This window comes from Sulfitobacter sp. M368 (assembly GCF_025141875.1).
GTDB lineage: Bacteria > Pseudomonadota > Alphaproteobacteria > Rhodobacterales > Rhodobacteraceae > Sulfitobacter > Sulfitobacter mediterraneus_A.
On the sequence record NZ_CP081113.1, the window covers coordinates 575,292 to 593,523 of the forward strand.

The 18,232-nt window shown below is 59.0% G+C and carries 22 protein-coding genes and 1 pseudogene; 13 read left to right on the forward strand and 10 right to left on the reverse strand.

From position 1 onward, the window contains the following. Positions 1 to 45 precede the first annotated feature (45 nt). From K3754_RS02885 to K3754_RS02895, 3 genes are all read left to right on the forward strand, one after another. Positions 46 to 579, forward strand: a complete 534-nt coding sequence (locus K3754_RS02885; RefSeq protein ID WP_203209122.1) for a F0F1 ATP synthase subunit B' — start codon at positions 46 to 48, stop codon at positions 577 to 579. A gap of 3 nt (positions 580 to 582) precedes the next feature. After that, complete coding sequence (locus K3754_RS02890) at positions 583 to 1,143, forward strand: F0F1 ATP synthase subunit B (RefSeq protein WP_203209121.1); 561 nt, start codon at positions 583 to 585, stop codon at positions 1,141 to 1,143. A 238-nt stretch (positions 1,144 to 1,381) separates the two neighbouring features. Next, positions 1,382 to 2,182 carry a serine protease gene (locus K3754_RS02895; RefSeq protein WP_259940823.1) on the forward strand — a complete coding sequence of 267 codons (801 nt, stop codon included), beginning with the start codon at positions 1,382 to 1,384 and terminating at the stop codon, positions 2,180 to 2,182. A gap of 12 nt (positions 2,183 to 2,194) precedes the next feature. Here K3754_RS02895 and K3754_RS02900 read toward each other — a convergent pair whose 3' ends face one another. Continuing rightward, a complete protein-coding gene (locus tag K3754_RS02900) occupies positions 2,195 to 2,728 on the reverse strand; it encodes a FadR/GntR family transcriptional regulator (protein WP_409202377.1) in 534 nt (177 codons plus the stop codon). Positions 2,729 to 2,749: 21 nt separating this feature from the next. After that, positions 2,750 to 2,959 (reverse strand): annotated as a pseudogene (locus K3754_RS19875) (FadR/GntR family transcriptional regulator); the annotation flags it as partial. A 140-nt stretch (positions 2,960 to 3,099) separates the two neighbouring features. Between K3754_RS19875 and K3754_RS02905 the strand changes: the two are divergent. From K3754_RS02905 to K3754_RS02915, 3 genes are all read left to right on the forward strand, one after another. Continuing rightward, positions 3,100 to 3,393 (forward strand): hypothetical protein, encoded by a 294-nt coding sequence (locus K3754_RS02905; RefSeq protein ID WP_259940827.1) that lies wholly within the window; start codon positions 3,100 to 3,102, stop codon positions 3,391 to 3,393. 167 nt (positions 3,394 to 3,560) lie between these two features. Continuing rightward, positions 3,561 to 7,016 (forward strand): chromosome segregation protein SMC, encoded by a 3,456-nt coding sequence (gene smc / locus K3754_RS02910; RefSeq protein WP_259940830.1) that lies wholly within the window; start codon positions 3,561 to 3,563, stop codon positions 7,014 to 7,016. A gap of 84 nt (positions 7,017 to 7,100) precedes the next feature. Further along, on the forward strand, positions 7,101 to 7,406 hold the full coding sequence (locus K3754_RS02915) for a hypothetical protein (protein ID WP_259940832.1): 306 nt from the start codon (positions 7,101 to 7,103) through the stop codon (positions 7,404 to 7,406). 18 nt (positions 7,407 to 7,424) lie between these two features. On the opposite strand, the gene K3754_RS02920 is transcribed toward K3754_RS02915, so the two are convergent. The 5 genes from K3754_RS02920 to K3754_RS02940 are packed head-to-tail and all read right to left on the reverse strand — an operon-like array spanning position 7,425 to position 11,178. Further along, a complete protein-coding gene (locus K3754_RS02920) occupies positions 7,425 to 7,679 on the reverse strand; it encodes a hypothetical protein (protein ID WP_259940834.1) in 255 nt (84 codons plus the stop codon). Between the two features lie 50 nt (positions 7,680 to 7,729). Beyond that, the gene (locus K3754_RS02925; protein ID WP_203209115.1) at positions 7,730 to 8,125 is read right to left on the reverse strand and encodes a rhodanese-like domain-containing protein; all 396 of its coding nucleotides are present in this window, start codon (positions 8,123 to 8,125) and stop codon (positions 7,730 to 7,732) included. Positions 8,126 to 8,137: 12 nt separating this feature from the next. Beyond that, positions 8,138 to 9,310: a lytic murein transglycosylase gene (locus K3754_RS02930; RefSeq protein WP_409202366.1), complete on the reverse strand. Its 1,173-nt coding sequence runs from the start codon at positions 9,308 to 9,310 to the stop codon at positions 8,138 to 8,140. Between the two features lie 9 nt (positions 9,311 to 9,319). Beyond that, on the reverse strand, positions 9,320 to 10,234 hold the full coding sequence (gene cbiB / locus K3754_RS02935) for an adenosylcobinamide-phosphate synthase CbiB (RefSeq protein WP_259940839.1): 915 nt from the start codon (positions 10,232 to 10,234) through the stop codon (positions 9,320 to 9,322). Continuing rightward, entirely contained in the window at positions 10,231 to 11,178 is a 948-nt protein-coding gene (locus K3754_RS02940) for a threonine-phosphate decarboxylase (protein WP_259940841.1), read from the reverse strand. The genes cbiB and K3754_RS02940 overlap by 4 nt, the downstream gene beginning before the upstream one ends. A gap of 187 nt (positions 11,179 to 11,365) precedes the next feature. Here K3754_RS02940 and K3754_RS02945 point away from each other — a divergent pair, with 187 nt between their 5' ends. Beyond that, positions 11,366 to 11,731, forward strand: coding sequence for a response regulator (locus K3754_RS02945; RefSeq protein WP_259940843.1), 366 nt, complete (start codon positions 11,366 to 11,368; stop codon positions 11,729 to 11,731). Here the strand turns inward: K3754_RS02945 and K3754_RS02950 are convergent. Next, entirely contained in the window at positions 11,728 to 12,702 is a 975-nt protein-coding gene (locus tag K3754_RS02950; protein ID WP_259940845.1) for a glutathione S-transferase family protein, read from the reverse strand. The two genes, K3754_RS02945 and K3754_RS02950, sit on opposite strands and share 4 nt — an antisense overlap. Before the next feature lie 174 nt (positions 12,703 to 12,876). On the opposite strand from K3754_RS02950, the gene K3754_RS02955 reads away from it, so the two are divergent. After that, positions 12,877 to 13,236 carry a hypothetical protein gene (locus K3754_RS02955; protein ID WP_203209109.1) on the forward strand — a complete coding sequence of 120 codons (360 nt, stop codon included), beginning with the start codon at positions 12,877 to 12,879 and terminating at the stop codon, positions 13,234 to 13,236. Here K3754_RS02955 and K3754_RS02960 read toward each other — a convergent pair. Both K3754_RS02960 and K3754_RS02965 read right to left on the reverse strand, forming a co-directional pair. After that, entirely contained in the window at positions 13,233 to 14,129 is an 897-nt protein-coding gene (locus K3754_RS02960) for a DMT family transporter (protein WP_259940851.1), read from the reverse strand. The two genes, K3754_RS02955 and K3754_RS02960, sit on opposite strands and share 4 nt — an antisense overlap. Positions 14,130 to 14,272: 143 nt before the next feature. Then, on the reverse strand, positions 14,273 to 15,442 hold the full coding sequence (locus tag K3754_RS02965) for a MalY/PatB family protein (RefSeq protein ID WP_259940853.1): 1,170 nt from the start codon (positions 15,440 to 15,442) through the stop codon (positions 14,273 to 14,275). A 95-nt stretch (positions 15,443 to 15,537) separates the two neighbouring features. On the opposite strand from K3754_RS02965, the gene def (K3754_RS02970) reads away from it, so the two are divergent. Genes def (K3754_RS02970) through K3754_RS02990 form a run of 5 tightly spaced genes read left to right on the forward strand, consistent with a single transcriptional unit; the run spans position 15,538 to position 18,232 of the window. Continuing rightward, on the forward strand, positions 15,538 to 16,056 hold the full coding sequence (gene def, locus K3754_RS02970; protein ID WP_203209106.1) for a peptide deformylase: 519 nt from the start codon (positions 15,538 to 15,540) through the stop codon (positions 16,054 to 16,056). Then, entirely contained in the window at positions 16,053 to 16,550 is a 498-nt protein-coding gene (gene def, locus K3754_RS02975) for a peptide deformylase (protein WP_259940857.1), read from the forward strand. The genes def (K3754_RS02970) and def (K3754_RS02975) overlap by 4 nt, the downstream gene beginning before the upstream one ends. After that, entirely contained in the window at positions 16,547 to 17,044 is a 498-nt protein-coding gene (gene def, locus K3754_RS02980; protein ID WP_259940860.1) for a peptide deformylase, read from the forward strand. The genes def (K3754_RS02975) and def (K3754_RS02980) overlap by 4 nt, the downstream gene beginning before the upstream one ends. A 34-nt stretch (positions 17,045 to 17,078) precedes the next feature. Further along, positions 17,079 to 17,993 carry a methionyl-tRNA formyltransferase gene (gene fmt, locus K3754_RS02985; RefSeq protein ID WP_259940863.1) on the forward strand — a complete coding sequence of 305 codons (915 nt, stop codon included), beginning with the start codon at positions 17,079 to 17,081 and terminating at the stop codon, positions 17,991 to 17,993. Positions 17,994 to 17,995: 2 nt separating this feature from the next. Further along, positions 17,996 to 18,232 carry a hypothetical protein gene (locus K3754_RS02990; RefSeq protein ID WP_259940866.1) on the forward strand — a complete coding sequence of 79 codons (237 nt, stop codon included), beginning with the start codon at positions 17,996 to 17,998 and terminating at the stop codon, positions 18,230 to 18,232.

The following is an 18,232-nucleotide window of genomic DNA, read 5'->3' on the forward strand; positions in this document are numbered from 1 at the left end:
ATGTCTGCCCGACTGTAACGGCCAAGTTTCCAAGGAGAAGCCAAGATGGCAACTGAAACACATAGCGCAGCCGACGCCGCAGCCGCGGGTCCGGGCATGCCACAGCTGGATTTCTCCACCTGGGGCAACCAGATCTTTTGGCTCGTCCTTGCGCTGATCGCGACCTATCTGATCCTGTCCCGCGTGGCCCTGCCACGTATTGGCGCGGTTCTGGCCGAACGTCAGGGTACGATCACCAATGACATCGCCGCAGCCGAAGATCTCAAGGCCAAGGCCATTGAGGCCGAAGCTGCCTACGACAAGGCTTTGCTCGATGCCCGCGCCGAGGCGCAGCGGATCGTAGCAGACGCCAAAGCAGAAATTCAGGCGGACCTTGATGTCGCCATTTCCAAGGCGGATGCCGAGATTGCTGCGAAGTCAGCGGAATCGGCCAAAGCCATCAGCGAGATCCGCGCCTCCGCGCTGGAGAACGTGAAGGTTGTGGCAAAAGACACCGCAAAGGAAATCGTCGCTGCGATGGGTGGTAAGGCAGATGCCAAGACCGTCACCGCCGCAGTCACAGCACGGATGAAAGGATAAGCCATGCGTTTGACCCTTACAGCCGTTCTTGCCGGTATGATCGCCTCTCCCGCCCTCGCGGCAGGTGATGTTTTCTTCTCGCTGAAGAACACCGATTTTGTTGTTCTGCTGGCGTTCATCCTGTTCATCGCGGTTCTGTTCTACTTCAAAGTGCCTAGCCTTCTGGGCGGCATGTTGGATAAACGTGCGGACACCATCAAATCCGAACTGGAAGAAGCCCGCGCGTTGCGGGAAGAAGCCCAGACACTGCTGGCGTCATATGAGCGCAAGCAGAAGGAAGTTCAGGATCAAGCGGACCGTATTGTGACCGCCGCCAAGGAAGAAGCCAAAGCCGCTGCCGCACAGGCGCAGGTGGATTTGGCCAAATCTCTTGAACGCCGCATGGCCGCAGCCGAGGATCAGATCACATCTGCCCAAGCTGCCGCTGTCAAAGAGGTGCGTGATCAGGCGGTGACAATCGCAATCGCCGCGGCGCGTGACGTGATCGCCAAACAGATGACGGCCACGGACGGCAACAAGCTGATTGACGATGCCATCGTACAGGTGGGTGACAAGCTGCACTAAGCGGCGCGTTACAGACAGACAAAAGGCCCCGGTTCGTGCCGGGGCTTTTTCATTTCAGACATAGCTTTTATCGGCAGCAGACAATGATTTCTCTTTTTGTCTCTGCCATTCTAACATCCCCCACTTGGCGCCGTGATTTCACATAATGGGCGAGCTTTGGGTTAATCTAGGGGCACACATGGTATTTCGATGTGGACTTGCGATCATTTCATGTCTTTTGACGCTGACTTTTGCGCCCATGGTACAGGCAGACGATGCCGATCTGCCGGATGCTGGTCTACTGGATGTTGATTTGTTCCAGCCTGCGCTGGATGCGGTTTGCGGTGTGGGGCAACGGCTGGGTGAGGGTTGCGAGGCGATCCGCGCGCGGCCGATGTTGCCTTCCGCTGATTGGCCATGGCGCACGGTCGGCCGGGTCAATTCCACTGACCGCAATATCCGCAGCCATTGCACCGGGACGCTGCTGGCAAGCACCGTGGTTCTGACGGCGTCTCACTGCCTTTATAACTTTCAACGCAAGGCGTGGATTCCGGTTCAGAGCCTGTTTTTTGTGGCCGGATACCAACGTGGCAAGGGTCAGGCGACCGCACGAATTGCCCGCTACGTGGTTGATCCGGTGCATGACGTGAGCAGCCGGGATTTCAGGGCGGGCTTTGCACAGGATTGGGCGTTATTGATTCTGGACGAACCGATTTTGGATACGATGGGGTATCTGCCGCTTGCAGCTTTCAGTCCTGCCGACAAATCGGCCAAGGTGCAGCTTGCCGGATATCCTGCGCTGCGGTCCCATGTTTTGTCCTTGGTTGAGGCGTGCGGCGCGACGTCAACAGACCGGGCAAATCGGATCTATCTCAACTCCTGCGCGGCAATGCGGGGGGATTCCGGCGCACCTTTGCTGATCAATACAGGTGGGGCGTATCAGATTGCCGGCGTTTTTGTGGGAACATTCGTGACCCCAAGCGGTGTCTTCAGCCTGAGTGTGCGCAACGGCGTGTTTCGAAGGGCATTGCAGAATGCCCTCGACGGCGGCGGATCATAAGGGCCGGCCCTATTACCCAGTCTCGTGCTGAAGCCTCTGGCGGGCGATTTCTTCGTTCCGTTCTGCTTTTTGTTGATCATTCAGGGACGCCTCAACAAAATTCAGATGTTTCTCTATCGCGGCCCGCGCGCCTGCCGGGTCGCGCCGTTGCAAGGCGTCGTTGATCGCGCGGTGCTGGTCCAACAACGCGGCACGGCTGGTGCGCTGTTTGAACATCACTTGCCTGTTGTAGAAAACGCCGCCGCGCAGCAGCTCATACATCGACCGCATCATATGCAGCATCACCACGTTATGGCTGGCCTCGATGATTGCCATGTGAAACTGCGCGTCGAGCTGTGCCTCTTCTTCGGCGTTGCGTTTGCTGTGGACCGCTTCCATCTTGTCGAATACCGCCTGCACCACCGCGAGATCGGTGTCGGAGGCATATTTCGCGGCCCGCTCTGCCGCGAGGGCTTCCATATCACGGCGAAACGACAGGTAATCAAAAACCGCTTCATCATGACGGCCAAAGAGATCAACCAATGCTGGGGCAAAAGCGCTCCCCAAGACCTCGGCCACATAGATACCGGCACCCGGCTTGGCGGATAAAAGCCCCGAGTCCTGCAATTGCGCAATGGCATCCCGCAGGGAGGGGCGTGACACGTTCAACCGCTCGGCCAGCTCGCGTTCTGATGGCAGGCGCTCACCGGGGCGCAGGATTCCGCGCAGGATCAGTTCTTCGATCTGGCGGACAACCGCATGGGATAGTTTTTCAGGCGCGACGGGGCGAAAGGGCATGCAGCATTTCCTTTGATTGGTCAAATTATATGACCACGAGGAACAACCCGCAATTCAAATTCAGTCTTAAGTTGTTTTGTCCCGTGACGGAGGCTGAAGGCGGAAAGAATTTGTTAACCAAATGCCCGGCAAGATTGGGTATGAAACCACTCTTGCCGCTTCTGATCTCTCTGGCCATGCTTTCGGCCTGTAACACCGCTGGGCCGCATTTCCGCGGGCTGCCTGCCACGCGGATCACGGTTGAGGGGTCAACCTTCGATGTGCGCGTGCGTGGTGAACTGGCCGAGGTCATTCGCATCAATGCGGAATATGCGCCCCGATTTGGCCCGATCCAGCGGCGTGCGGGTATCGCGATGGCGCAGGTCAGCGGTTGCACCGTCAAGGATGTGCGCGGTGATCAGGCACAGGCGACGGGAATATTGGATTGTGATTGAAAGGCCGCCAATGGGACGTTCAATTCAGGGTCGCAAGCTGGGGATAACCCCAATATCTTGGGGATAACCGGCGGAATACCCCCGTCTGTTGTGTGTTTTGGTTGACTTGAAGGGGGTGCAGCCCGCATTTTCGATGAACCCAAGGAATCATCGGAGCCGTCACACACGTGCGCTTTTCCAAACTCAGATTGACGGGCTTCAAGAGCTTTGTGGATCCAACCGACCTGATCATCGCCGATGGTTTGACAGGGGTGGTGGGGCCAAACGGCTGTGGGAAGTCCAATCTGCTTGAGGCCTTGCGGTGGGTGATGGGGGAAAACCGGCCCACGGCGATGCGGGGCGGCGGCATGGAAGATGTGATCTTTGCCGGTGCGGCCACGCGGCCCGCCCGCAACTTTGCCGAAGTGGCCCTGCATATCGACAACACCGAGCGTTTGGCGCCCGCAGGTTTCAACGACAACGACCAGCTCGAGATTGTGCGCCGCATCACCCGTGATGTGGGCAGCGCCTATAAAGCGGCGGGCAAAGACGTGCGGGCGCGGGATGTGCAGATGCTGTTTGCCGATGCCTCGACAGGGGCGCACAGCCCGGCCTTGGTGCGGCAGGGACAAATTGCGGAACTGATCAACGCCAAGCCAAAGAACCGGCGGCGCATTCTGGAAGAGGCCGCCGGGATTTCGGGCCTTTATCAACGCCGCCATGAGGCGGAGCTCAAGCTGAACGCGGCGGAAACCAATCTTGCCCGTGTGGATGATGTGATCGAACAGTTGGCGGCGCAATTGGCACAACTGGCGCGGCAAGCACGGCAGGCGGCCCGCTACCGCGAGATCGGCGACCAGCTGCGCCGGACCGAAGGCATGTTGCTGTATCGGCGGTGGCGCGAGGCCGATGATGCCCGTGCCGCGGCGGATGAGGAATTGCGCAACCGTGTGAGTGCCGCCAGTCAGGGGCAGGCCATCGTACAGCAGGCCGCCAAAGCGCGACAGCTGGCCGAGGACGCCTTGCCGCCCCTGCGCGAGGAAGAGGCGATTGCGGTGGCCGTCTTGCAGCGCCTGACGGTGCAACGTGACACGCTGGATGATCAGGAAACCCGTGCCAAGGCGACGATTGATACGCTCACTGGCCGCATTGCCCAACTGGCGCGTGACATTGAACGCGAAGGTGGATTGAACCGCGACGCGGGCGAAACCATTGAGCGGTTGGAATGGGAAGCCCGCGAATTGGCAAAGGCCGGCGAAGGCCATGAGGCGGCGTTGGAGGCCGCGTCGGAAGCGGCCCGTGAGGCGGCGGCTGTGTTGCAGGCCCGCGAGGGAGATCTGGCGCAGCAGACCGAGGATGTGGCCCGCCTTGCCGCCCGGCACGGGTCGGCGGAACGCCTGCTGGAAGACAGTCGCAAGACCCAGAACCGGTCCGAAGCCGAGGCGCAAAAAGCCCATGATGCAGTTGCGCAAAGCCAGGCGGCATTGACCAAGGCTGGTGATGACTTCGAGGCGGCTCAATTGGCCGAAGCGGAGGCCGTTGCGGCGGCCAAAGCGGCGGACGAGGCCTTGATCCGCGCTGAAGAAACCCGCGCACAGACCCAAACCAGAGAGGCCGAAGCCCGCGCAGAACGGTCTGAGGCCGAAGGCGAGATGAACGCGCTGCGGGCGGAGACCACGGCGTTGGCCAAGCTGGTTGAGCGGGACACAGCCGAGGGTGGCCAGATTCTGGACCGTTTACAGGTGGAACACGGGTTTGAAAAAGCATTGGGCGCTGCCTTGGCCGATGATCTGCGGGCGCCCGAGGTGGACGCGGACGGTCCGTCAGGCTGGGCGGTTTTGCCAAGCTATGACACCGCACAGCCGTTGCCGGCAGGCGTGACGCCTCTGACACAGCACGTATCGGTGCCGGATGTTCTGTCGCGGCGCATGGGGCAGATCGGATTGGTTGATCCTGATGACGGACCTGCGTTGCAGGCGGCCCTCTTGCCGGGCCAGCGTCTTGTCTCGCCCGAGGGGGATTTGTGGCGTTGGGACGGGTTTCGCGCATGGGCCGAAGATGCGCCATCTGCGGCGGCGCTGCGGTTGCAGCAGTTGAACCGTCTTGAGGTGCTCAAGCAATCGCTTGAACAGGCGAGCCAGCGGGCTGAAGGTGCGCGCGCGGCGCATGACCTTTTGACCCGGACCTTGGCAGAGCAATCGGAGGCCGACAAACGTGCCCGCGAGGACCGGCGCATGGCAGACCGGATGGTCGCGGATGCGGGCCGAGCCCTGAGCCGTGCCGAGGCAGATCGCAATCTGGCGCAGGGGCGGTTGGAGAGCCTCGGTCTGGCGGTCAAGCGTCATGAGGATGAGGCATTGTCGGCGCGGGGCCGTGTGTTGGAGGCCGAACGCGCCCTGTCTGATTTGGGCGATCTGGGCGCGGCCAGGGCTGGCATCGAAGACATCCGCATGACGGTCGAAGCCGCCCGGATCACGATGATGTCGCGCCGGTCCGCCCATGACGAACTGCGCCGTGAGGGCGAGGCCCGCACGCGCCGTGCGCAAGAGGTGACAAAAGAGCTGAGCGGGTGGCGGCACCGCTTGGAAACAGCTGAGAAACGCAGCGCCGAATTGTTGGAGCGCAAGACCGCATCTGAAGCTGAGTTGAAAGAGGCCAGCGCCGCCCCGGCCGAGATTGCAGCCAAGCGCGATCAGCTGAGCACCGAGATGTCAGCGGCGGAGAAGCGGCGCACAGAGGCAGCGGAGGTTTTGGCCAAGGGCGAAGCGACCCTGCGCGAGGCAACAGTGCAGGAGCGTGATGCAGAGCGGCTGGCCTCCGAGGCCCGCGAGGCACGGGCGCGGGCCGAAGCTTTGGCCGAGGCAGCGCGTGAAACTGTGGGTGCAGCGGCCGAGCGGATTGCCGAAGAAAGCCAGATGACGCCCAATCAATTGCTGACCTCCCTTGAGGTGAACCCGGACCGGATGCCCCCCTCTGGCACGCTGGAGGCCGACGTGAGCCGTTTGAAACGGCAACGGGACGCATTGGGCGCGGTCAACCTGCGCGCGGAGGAGGACGCCAAGGAGGTTCAGGAAGAACATGATACCCTGACCAATGAAAAGGCTGACCTCGAAGAGGCAATCAAGACCCTGCGCAGCGGTATCGCCAGTCTGAACCGCGAGGGACGCGAGCGCCTTTTGACGGCCTTTGAGCAGGTGAACTCCAACTTCTCGATGCTGTTCACCCATCTGTTTGGTGGCGGTGAGGCCAATCTGGTGATGGTGGAATCCGATGATCCGCTTGAGGCCGGACTTGAGATCATGTGCCAACCTCCGGGCAAGAAGCTCAGCACGCTGAGCCTGCTGTCTGGTGGAGAACAGACGCTGACGGCGATGGCGTTGATCTTTGCTGTGTTCCTGGCCAATCCTGCGCCGATTTGTGTTTTGGATGAGGTCGACGCGCCACTGGATGATGCCAATGTGACGCGCTTTTGCGATCTGCTGGATGAGATGTGCCGCCAGACCGACACGCGGTTTTTGATCATTACACACCACGCGGTGACAATGGCGCGGATGGATCGATTGTTTGGTGTCACGATGGCCGAACAAGGCGTCAGCCAGTTGGTATCGGTGGACCTCAAGAAAGCGGAAACACTGGTCGCGTAAACGTTTGTGGTTCGGCTGGGGCGGATCGCATAGGGTTGTCGCATGCGGATCTTATTGTTTCTTTTGTGTTTGCCCGGCGTGGCCATGGCTGGTGACTTTTCCCTGCTTGACGGGGATGCGGCCTTGAGCCGGGAAGAGGTTCTGTCTCTGACGGCCACTCAACGGGTGGAATTCTATGAAGGCGGCGTATCGCATTATTCCGTCGGCGGCGCGTACAGCTACACCTACGCGGGCGGGGGTACGGCCTTTGGTCGGTTCCAAGTTGGCCCGGATGGTGTGGTTTGTGTGGATTTCCGCAATGGCCGAAACCGCTGCGATCAATTTGTGCACAGCCACGGTCGGGTTGTGATGATTACCGAAGATGGTCAAAGGTTCCCGATCCGGCCCTAGGATTTTTGGATAATACCTTCACGAGATTTCATTGCTGGGCTGTCGATGCCGCAACTTGTTGCGGTGCAAGAAGGTGATTGGATCGAGTAAAAACACGTTCTGGAAGTGGATAGTCTTTATCGCAACGGCAACGCTGCTGGTGACGGTCATCCGGTCCTTGTTTGCGGTCCAAAGGCCCCGAATGAAGGTGACCGCGCAGAGTAACAGCTCTGCGGGGTCTTTTTTGCCGTGATATGTTTGAATATGCACGTGCCGCAACTCCAAGGTACTCAAAAACCCCTTTTGGATTTCAATTTACCTGGCACAGCATGGTTAACAGGGACTTACTTCGCGGCTTTCTTTTCGACCGGCCCGCCGGCCTTTTCCCAACCGGAAAATCCATCTTTGAGATGTGCAGCCTCAAACCCCATATCTTGCAACGTGGCCACGGAAATGGCCGAGCGCCAGCCAGAGGCGCAGTGAAAGACGAACTTTCTGTCCTCGCCGAACACCTCTTTGAAATAGGGGCTGTCCGGGTCGATCCAAAACTCCAGCATTCCGCGGGGGCAGTGGAAACTGCCAGGGATAAAGCCAACCCGCTCCCGCTCGCGGGGATCTCGGATATCGACGATCTGTACATTCGGATCATCGACCATGGCGATGCCCTCGGCGCTGTCAATCTCTTCAATGCGGGCGCGGGCGTCGGCGACCATTTGGGCAGAAGAAAGCTTTAGCGGCATATCGGTCTCCGATCAGAGTTTGGCAAGTAGGGCGGGGGTCGGCCATCCATCCACGGGCAGACCTAGCCGCGCTTGTTCCTTGCGCACGGCAGAGCGGGTTTTGGCGCCAAGGATACCGTCGATCTCACCCACATCATAGCCATGGTTCTGTAATTTGGTTTGCAGCAGTTTCATCTGACCGCCCTCAAGACCCGGCTCTGGATTGCCAGCGTCAAAGACTTTGGCGCCCTGCAAGCGGGTGGCAAAATAAGCGGCGGTCAATACGTAGGTAAAGCTTTGGTTCCACTCAAAGTAAACGCGAAAGTTGGGGTAGGCGATAAAGGCGGGGCCACCGCGCCCTTGGGGCAAAAGCAGGGAGGCGGTCAATCCATTGGCAAGATCACCGTTGCGCGGGGCGACGCCCATAGCCTGCCATTCGGCTGTGGTTTTTTGCACGTCCAACCCAGTCAGGGACCAATCAAAGTCCTGCGGTAGGCTCACCTCGTCCAGCCATGGCTCGCCTGCGCGCCAGCCAAGATGGTGCAACATCTTGGCCCCCGACATCAGGGCATCCGCCGCAGAAGTCTTGAGCGACACTATGCCGTCGCCATCTCCGTCCACACCGTTTTCCAGTATGTCGCGGGGCAGCATTTGCACCATGCCGATCTCGCCGGCCCATGCGCCTGTGGTGGTTTTGGGATCAAATCCGCCTTGTGCAAAAAGCTCTACTGCGGCAATGACTTGCGGGCGGAACAGCTCGGGGCGGCGGCAGTCATGCGCGAGCGTGATGAGGGCATTTGCGGTGTTGAAATCGCCCTGAAAACTGCCGTAGTCGGTTTCAAAGGCCCAAAACGCCAGCAATACACCGCGATCCACGCCATAGGTTTTCTCAATCCGGTCAAAGACAGCATCGTATTTCTTGCCGTTGGCGCGGCCTCTGTTGATCCTGTCGTTGGAAATCAGGCGGCGCGAGAAATCAACAAAGGGGATTTGAAAAACGCCCTGTTTGCGGTCGGCGCGCAGAACGGCAGGGTCTTGTTTTACGCCATTGAAAAAGGCATCTGCTGTCGCGGCGTCAATACCCGTGGCAATGGTCTCGGTCTTCAGCCCTTGCACAAACTTGGAGAATGACCCGCCACAGGGCGCATCGGCGAGAGCGGTCAGTGGGGCTGCGATCAAAGCAGCGGCAATTAGAAAGCGGCGCATTTTCATCCTTTAACTCGTTAACAGACACAGCAGAATTGCAGCGCCCAACATCACAGCCCAAGCATGCCACAGACGGGTGATCGCCGCATCAATTTCGATAGGGCCGATGTTGCGCGATCCGGCGCTGTGCACCCATGCAAATTGCTGTGTCACACCATCATAAGTGCGCGGGCCAGCAAGGGCCACATCAATGGCGCGGGCCATCGCCGCTTCGGGCCAACCGGCGTTGGGTGATTTGTGTTGGGCGGCATCGCTGCGGATCAATCGCCATTGGCCAACCGCACCCGCGGGCAGCGCGATAAACAAAGCGGTCAGCCGAGCGGGCACCAAATTCAACAGGTCATCCATCCGCGCAGCCGCCCATCCAAACTGTTCATGCCGGGGCGTTCGATAACCAATCATGCTGTCTGCTGTGTTGACAAATTTGTAGATCAACAATCCGGGCAACCCGCCGATCAGGAACCAGAATGCCGGGGCGATCACCCCATCGCTGAGGTTTTCTGCGGCGCTTTCGATGGCCGATCGGGCGACGGCAGGTCCATCCATTGCGGCGGTGTCACGGCTGACGATCATCGCGACATTGCGGCGGCCTTGTTGAACGGACATGCGCAGCCCATCGGCGACCTTTTGCACATGTTGAACCAGTGATCGTTGGGCCAGTAGCACAGCGGCGGTGGCGATTTCAGCTATGGGACCGAACGCGGCCAAGATCTGCCCAATCAGATAGCCTAGAAGGATCAACAGCAGCAGCGCCAAGAGGCCTTTGGCCTTGCGGCCATTGCCGGTATTCAGTCTTTCATCAAGCCAGCCCACGACGCGGCCCATCAGAACGGCCGGATGTGGCACCCGTTGCCAAAGCCACTTCGGCTCGCCCAGGATGGCGTCCAAAACCATCGCGATGATCAAAAGGCCTGCCATTGTCATGATATCGCCTTTTCAATTCGGGGCCATTGGTCCGGGGCGGGCAGGCCAAGCCGTAACCAACGGGAATTGTACGGGAAAACACGGCTCCAAATCATGTGCTTTGCCAGCATGTTTTGCCAATCCGCCGCATTTTCCACGTCGTAAAGCCGGAACAGATCTGTGCCGCCCAGCAGTTTGGCACCTTTGGGCGCAACCAATGCGTCAAGGCGCAGGGCGTCTATGTGCAACCGGTTGCGTGTCTCCTCAGCCCAGCGTTCAGCGCGCAGAGCATCGGCTCCAATCGCCAGTGCAGGACCGGCAACGCACCATGGTCCCAGCATCGCACGCAGCTGGTTCACCAAAGTAGGATCGCCAATGACAAACCCCAGGCGCACGCCCGCCAAGCCCCAGAATTTGCCAAAGCTTTTCAGGATCAAAGTGCCGGGGACCAGCGATTGATCCATCAGGGTCTGGTCGGGTGTCACGTCACAAAAGCTCTCGTCGATCACGCGCAACGAACCGGTAAGATCGGGCGCTCGCCAAAGTTGCCCTGTGGGATTGTTCGGGTGGACATGGACACTCGCGGCGGCGCCTGAGGCCTCGTCGGTGACGCGCCAACCGGCCTGTGCGAAACTGGCCGCATGTTCATTGTAGGTTGGCCCGGGAATATGCACGGTGCCAGCGGGGGCGAGATGGGGAATATGAACGATCGCGGCGGAGGCCCCAGGCACCGCCATCACGGCGGCATCGTCCGGCACTTGCCAGAAGAAACGTGCGGCGGCCTCCAGTTCTGACAGGGCCGCCTCATCGGGCAATGCGGTCCAGGCATCCATACCGATCTGTGGCAGGGGGTAGGGCACGGGGTTGATGCCGGTTGACAGGTCAAGCCAGTCGCGGCGCTGCCCGCCGTGACGCGCCGCTGCGGCGTCCAATCCGCCGCCGTGATCCCGTTTGCCGTTGTCCACCTTGCATTTCCTCTTGTGCGTCACCGGCCAAATTTTGCCGGATGGTGCAAAGGTCAAAGCGGAAATGTGCCAAGTGTTCAAGTCATGTTGCAAAGGTTAAAGGTTTCGGGTTCGCGTTAACCTTTTGTTAACCAATTGGGCAGACCAGTGAGGTGCGGGTCTTTTTGATCCAATTGAAGGAGCCTCCATGCAAGTGTTGATCGTCCAAAGCTGCCAAGAACTTGGTCAGTTGTGGCAAAGGCACTTGGCCCGTTTGGGCATGGCGACAAAGCTGGTGTGCTGTCCGGACGATGCAATTGCCTGTCTCTCGGCTGAACCGGTTGAGACCATCGTGCTTGATCTTGAACTCAAAGGTGGATCAGCGATGAACGTGGCCGATTATGCCAGCTTTCGACAGCCCGACGCGCGGGTGGTTTTTGTGACCGGCAAAACGTTTTTTTCGGATGGGTCGATCTTTGCACATTTTGCCAATGCACGGGCGTTTCTGCCTGTCACCACGCCGCCAGAGGATCTGGCGACGATGGTTGAACATTACTGTGCTGAGGGCTGTTAACCACGCCCGTGCGGGGCGTCGAAATCCAAAACAGGGTTGATCGGGATGATCCGGTTCGGATTAATCGTATCGTGGCTGTAGTGGTAATGGCGTACGATGTGATCAAAATTCACCGTACCGGCAACGCCCGGTATCTGATACAGCTCACGGGTGTAGGCCCAGAGGTTCGGATAATCGACAATGCGTTTTCGGTTACATTTGAAATGCTGGTGATACACCGGATCAAATCGCACAAGGGTGGTGAAGAGCCGCCAGTCGGCTTCGGTGATCTGGTTACCGGTCAGATAGCGTTTCTTTGACAGGATGCCCTCGACCCAATCAAGAGTATCAAACAGCGGTACAATCGCCGCATCATAGGCCGCCTGAGTTGTCGCAAATCCGGCCTTGTAGACACCGTTGTTGAAGGTGTCATAAATCCGGTCATTTAGCGCTTCGATCTGGTCGCGTCGGTCCTCGGGCCAGAAGTCATCCGTATTCCCGGTGATACCGTCAAAAGCACTGTTGAACATGCGGATGATTTCAGAGCTTTCGTTAGAGACGATTGTGTTTTGGGATTTGTCCCACAGAATTGGCACCGTGACCCGCCCGGTGAATGTGGGGTTGGCGCGAATGTAGATATCGCGGGCAAAGGGTGTGCCAAACAGGGTGTCGCCGGTGGCACCGTCAAAATCGTCGTCAAAGGTCCATCCTTCGCCAAGCATATCAGGATGCACAACCGAGACAGAAATGTGATCTTCTAAGCCCTTGAGGGCGCGAAAGATCAAAGTCCGGTGCGCCCAGGGGCAGGCATAGCTGACATAGAGATGATAGCGGCCCGATTCGGCTTTGAAGCCTGCTTCGCCTGAGGGGCCGGCGGTTCCATCTGGGGTGATCCAGTTGCGGAATTTTGCAGAGGAGCGTTTGAATGCACCATCCGTGGATTTGGTGTCATACCATTGGTCTTGCCATTTTCCATCTACCAAAAGGCCCATTTTGATCTCCTTGTGTGCTGTTAGGGTAGATCTAGTGTCATTTGGGTAAATCTACAGGGATGGCGCTGCGCATGAGACTCTGCAAAATTGCACATCCAGAAGGGTGTCACAGAAATTTAACTTGATTTTGCCATGGTTTAGGGCAGTTTTTGATCAGGTGAATGGGGGTTTGCTATGGAAATTTATTTCTCCAAGGAAGTTCAGGCGGGGCTCGATGCGGCGCGGCGTGACAGTCTGCGCAAAGCCTCGCGACTGCGGATCGACGTGAATGGCGTGATCCATCCGGTGCTGCGCATGTGGAAAACCGGCTTTGCCGTGGACGCGCAGGACGCGCCAAAATTGCGCGGGTTGGTCGATTTGTACGATGGGGCCAACCACCTGTTTCAGTGCCTGATCGTCGCCAGCGAGGAAGAGGCAGGCGAGATGCGCTATGAATTCAAGCGCGCCACTGCCGTGGCCTACGCCGCTGCGCTGGACTTTGAAAAGGCAGCGGATGCGCCTGTTGGTCTGATTTCGGATGGGCGGGCCGGCTAGGACGCGTTCGAGATCAGCGCGACGCCAGCCACCCCGATAACGGCGCCAAGCCATGCCAATGCTTTGGGCCGAGACCGACCGATGATCCAAATCAACGGCAAAACGATCAGGGGCGTTGTTGCGGACAAGGTTGCAACAATGCCGACCGGCCCACTTGCCAATGCGAAAAGCTGCAACGACATGCCAAGGCCAGTGCCGACGACTGCGCTGAAGACAACCTGCTTTGCCACGGTGCGGCTCATGCTTTGAATTTGGTTTCGGCGCGGGGCAGATAGCAAGACGGGCAAAAGCAAGCTCAGCGCCCCGGCAACGGAACGCACAAAGGTTGCTGACAACGGATCGATGCCCTTGGCCATAACCGGCGCTGCGATCAAGACGCTGCCCGCTTGGGTGAGCGCGGCCCCAAGACCAAAACCGATGCCCGCCAAAAGCCCCGCAGGTTCGCCGGTAAATCTTGTGTCGCTGGTATTGCTGCGGGCGGCAGCAGCGGCCACGAGACCTGAAATGATCATAACTGTGCCAATCAAAGACAGGATAGAAACCGTCTGTCCTAAAACAAGAAACCCAAGAAGAAGCGCGAAGGGTGCGACCGCGGTGCCGAGCAGCGATTGAAATTGCGGACCCACCCGCGCAAGCGAGGCGTAGCGCCATGTGTCGGACAAAAACACGCCCATCACCCCCGAGGCACAAAGCAGAGCAACGTCATCGCCGTTCATCCGGCTGTCGAGCCCGAACACCAGCACCAACCCACCTGCGCCGATCGCAACCAGTGCCATCCGGACAAAGCTGAACACCGTCGCACCAAGTGCCCGCGCCGCGTCATATGCCAGGAGGCCCGACACGGCAAAGCAGGTGGCGGTGGCAAGGGCGGCGATAATCCAGATCGGTATCATAGTTGTCTCTCAAAAAGGTCTGAGAGAGACCTTGCGGGCTTCACCTAACTTTAGGTCAAGGAAAAATTCGGCAAATGTGGACTTGCCGACCGATCGATCCAAGCGAGGTCAGTGCCCTGCTTGGATCGGTCCCGTTGGAGCGGTTATTGCAGGTCTTTGAAAGCTTCAGCCAGACGGTTGCAGGCCTCTTCTATGCGGGCGCGGGGCGTGGCGATGTTGAACCGCAGGAAGCTTTCACCGCCTTTGCCAAAGGTTGTGCCATGGTTGACCGCAATGCGGGCGTCCCCTTCAACCCGCCTGGTGAACTCTTCCCTGCTCATTCCGGTGTCTTCAAAATCCACCCAAGCCAGATAGGTTGCTTGCAGGTCCATAGAGGACAAGCCGGGAATTGCATTGACCGCAGCGTCAAAGAGTTTGCGATTGCCATCAAGGTAGGCAACCAGATCATCGACCCATGCAGCGCCCTCGGGAGAATAGGCGGCGGTCGCCATGATCAGGCCAAAGGAATTGGGCGATGATCCAAATGCGTTCATCCGTGCGGCAAACTTCGCGCGCAGGTCGGGATCTTGGATGATCACATTGCCGGAATGACCACCCGCAAGGTTAAAGGTCTTGGTGGTGGCCGTCATCATCACCAAACGGTCGGCAACGCCTTTGATCTTGGCCATGGGGGTATGGCTGTTGCCGGGCATCACCAGATCGTGGTGCACCTCGTCGGACACAAGGATCAGGTCATGCCGCTTGGCAAACGCGGCCACCTGCTCGAGCTCGTCTTTGGTCCAGACCCGGCCGCCGGGATTGTGCGGGGAACACAGCACCAGCATGGTTTCCTTGCCGGTCATTTGTGCATCCCAGCTGTCGAAATCCATCTCATAATGGCCGTTGTTGTTGACCAGCTCGCATTCGACAACCCTGCGGCCAGAGGCGTTAATCACCTTGGCAAAGGCGTGATAGACGGGCGTAAACAAGACAATTCCGTCGCCGGGGGCCGTGAAGGCGTCAAGGCACATGGCCGTGCCATTGACCAAACCATGGGTGGTAAAAATCCAATCGGCCTCTACGGTCCAGCCATGACGGTTCTGCATCCACCACTGGATTGCCGCGATGTATTTGCTGTCATCGCCGAAATAACCAAAAATACCGTGGTCAACCTGTGCCTGCATGGCGTCGCGCACCACTTGCGGCGGCTTGAAGTCCATATCGGCGACCCACATCGCGATACCGTCATCGGCGGGGACGCCATAAATCGCCTCCATCATGTCCCATTTTGCACAATGGGTGCCGCGGCGGTCGATAATCTCGTCAAAGCTCATGAAGGTCTCCTGTGGAATTTGCGCCAAGCTACCGGGAAATACAGGGGCTGCAAGCCCCTGTTGCAGTGCGCAGGCCCATCGCCTACATCAGCTTCATGAAACGTAATATCCTTCTGCACCCCGATCCACGGCTCAAGAAAACCGCTGCGCCTGTTGATGATTTGTCCGATGCGCTGCGGGCTTTGGGCGATGATATGCTCGAAACGATGTATGACGCCCCAGGCATTGGGTTGGCGGCACCGCAGATCGGGTTGTTGCAACGCGTGATCGTGCTGGATTGCAACAAAGAGGAAAACGACAGCCCGCGCCCAGTGGTGATGTATAATCCCGAGGTTCTGGCCTCGTCAGAGGATTTGAACACCTACGAGGAGGGCTGTCTGTCGATCCCCGAGCAATTTGCCGAAGTGACGCGCCCCGCCGAGGTGGAGGTGCGCTGGATGGATCGGGATGGCAAGGAACATAAAGAAGGATTCGATGGGTTGTGGGCAACCTGTGTGCAGCATGAGATCGACCATTTGGACGGCAAGCTGTTCATTGACTACCTCAAACCGCTCAAGCGTCAGATGATCACCCGCAAAATGGTCAAGCTCAAGCGGGAGTTGGCGCGCGGATGAGCGTTCTGCCGATTGTCCTGTGGCCCGACCCCCGTCTGGCCGAGATCTGTGCGCCGGTGGAAAAGATCACACCGGAGATCGAGACACTGGCCCGCGATATGCTTGAGACCATGTATGCCGCGCCGGGCCGTGGACTTGCCGGGCCGCAGGTGGGGGCGATGCTGCGGATCTTTGTCATGGATATCGGATGGAAAGAGGGCAAATCTGACCCACTGGTTTGCATCAATCCAATGTTGCAGGAAATTGGCGAAGACCGCGCCGTGAACACCGAAGGATGTCTGAGCATTCCCGGTGTGACCGCCGATGTATCCCGGCCTTCACAGGTGCAGATGGTCTGGACCGGCTTGAACGGCGGGCGCTATGTGCAAAGTTTTGACGGCTTTGGCGCGGTCTGTGCTCAGCATGAGCTGGATCATCTGGACGGAGTTGTGACCTTTGATCATCTGGATGCGCAAACCCGCGCTGATCTGATAGCGGAGTATGAGGCCCAATGACCAAACGTCGATTTATCCCCTGGCCCGACCCCCGTCTGCGCCGCGCCGCAGAGCCGGTGAACGAGATCACCGACGAAATCCGCAGGCTTTGGGATGACATGATCGAAACCATGGACGCCATGCCCGGTGTGGGGCTGGCCGCGCCGCAAATTGGTGTGATGTTACAGGTGGCCGTGGTGGATGCCTCCGAAGGGCGCAACCGCCGGGTTCGCATGGCCAATCCGGAGGTGATTGATGCCTCCGCCGTGATGCATGTGCACGAAGAGGCCAGCCCGAACCTGCCAGGCGTATCGGCCAAGATCAGACGCCCGCGCGGCGTGTCTGTGCGGTTTCTGGATGAGAACGGCGTGATCACCCGGCGCGATTTTGTCGGGCTTGAGGCGACCAGCGTTCAACACCAGATCGACCATCTGGCAGGGCGGATGTATTTCGACAATCTCAGCAAGGTCAAACGTGACATGCTGTTGCGCAAGGCGCGCAAACTGAACGGATAACAGGGCCGGCACCTCCGGCAGTCAGGAGCCAGCGATGCGCATTGTGTTTATGGGAACCCCGGATTTTTCCGTGCCCGTGTTGGAGGAGCTGGCCACGGCAGGGCATGAGATTACGGCGGTTTATTGTCAGCCGCCGCGCCCGGCAGGTCGGGGCAAGAAGGATCGCCCAAGTCCAGTTCAGGCGCGGGCCGAACAGATGGGTTTCGAGGTCCGTCATCCGGTTTCGCTCAGGACGCCAGAGGCACAAGCGGATTTTGCCGCGCTCAATGCCGATGTAGCGGTCGTCGTGGCCTATGGGCTGATCCTGCCGCAATCTGTTCTGGATGCGCCGGCGCGGGGGTGTTTGAACATCCACGCCAGCCTGTTGCCGCGTTGGCGCGGCGCGGCGCCCATTCACCGGGCGATCATGGCTGGGGATGCAGAGACCGGTGTGTGCATCATGCAAATGGAAGCGGGGCTCGACACGGGGCCGGTCTTGTTGCGCAAGGCGACGCCGATTGGCGCAGAAGAAACCACGGCACAGCTGCATGACCGGCTCAGCCGGATGGGCGCAGACGCGATTGTAGAGGCACTGGACCAGTTGGATCAATTGACCCCGGCCGCGCAGCCGGAGGAAGGCGTGACCTATGCTGCCAAGATCGACAAGGCCGAAGCGCGGATTGACTGGACCAAACCCGCCGCCGTGGTAGATCGTCTGATCCGGGGGCTGTCCGCCTTTCCCGGCGCGTGGTTTGAGTTGGACGGGGTACGTATCAAGGTGCTTGGCTCACGGCTGGCGGAAGGCACCGGCGCACCGGGTGAGGTGCTTGGCCCTGACCTACGGGTGGCCTGCGGGACCGGCGCGGTGGCGTTGACGCGCTTGCAACGGGCAGGAAAAGCGGCGCAGGATACGCAAGTGTTTCAGCAGGGCGCACAGATCGGCGCTGGCCAGCAGTTGACGGGAGAGTAGCGATGTTTCTGACGATGTTTGGCACGGTCGTGATCGCCGGGATCGTTGGCTATCTGTCGGAAAAGACCGGTTGGACCCACAACGGCATTTTGCAGAGCATCATTATCTGTGTGGGCGGGGCTTTTGTGTTCTTCTTTGTGCGGATCATGTTCAACATCGGTTTTGACAGCGCCGGGATGAATGCAATCATATCTTCGATCGGGGCGCTCATTATTGTGCCGTTTCACTGGCGGCGTTGA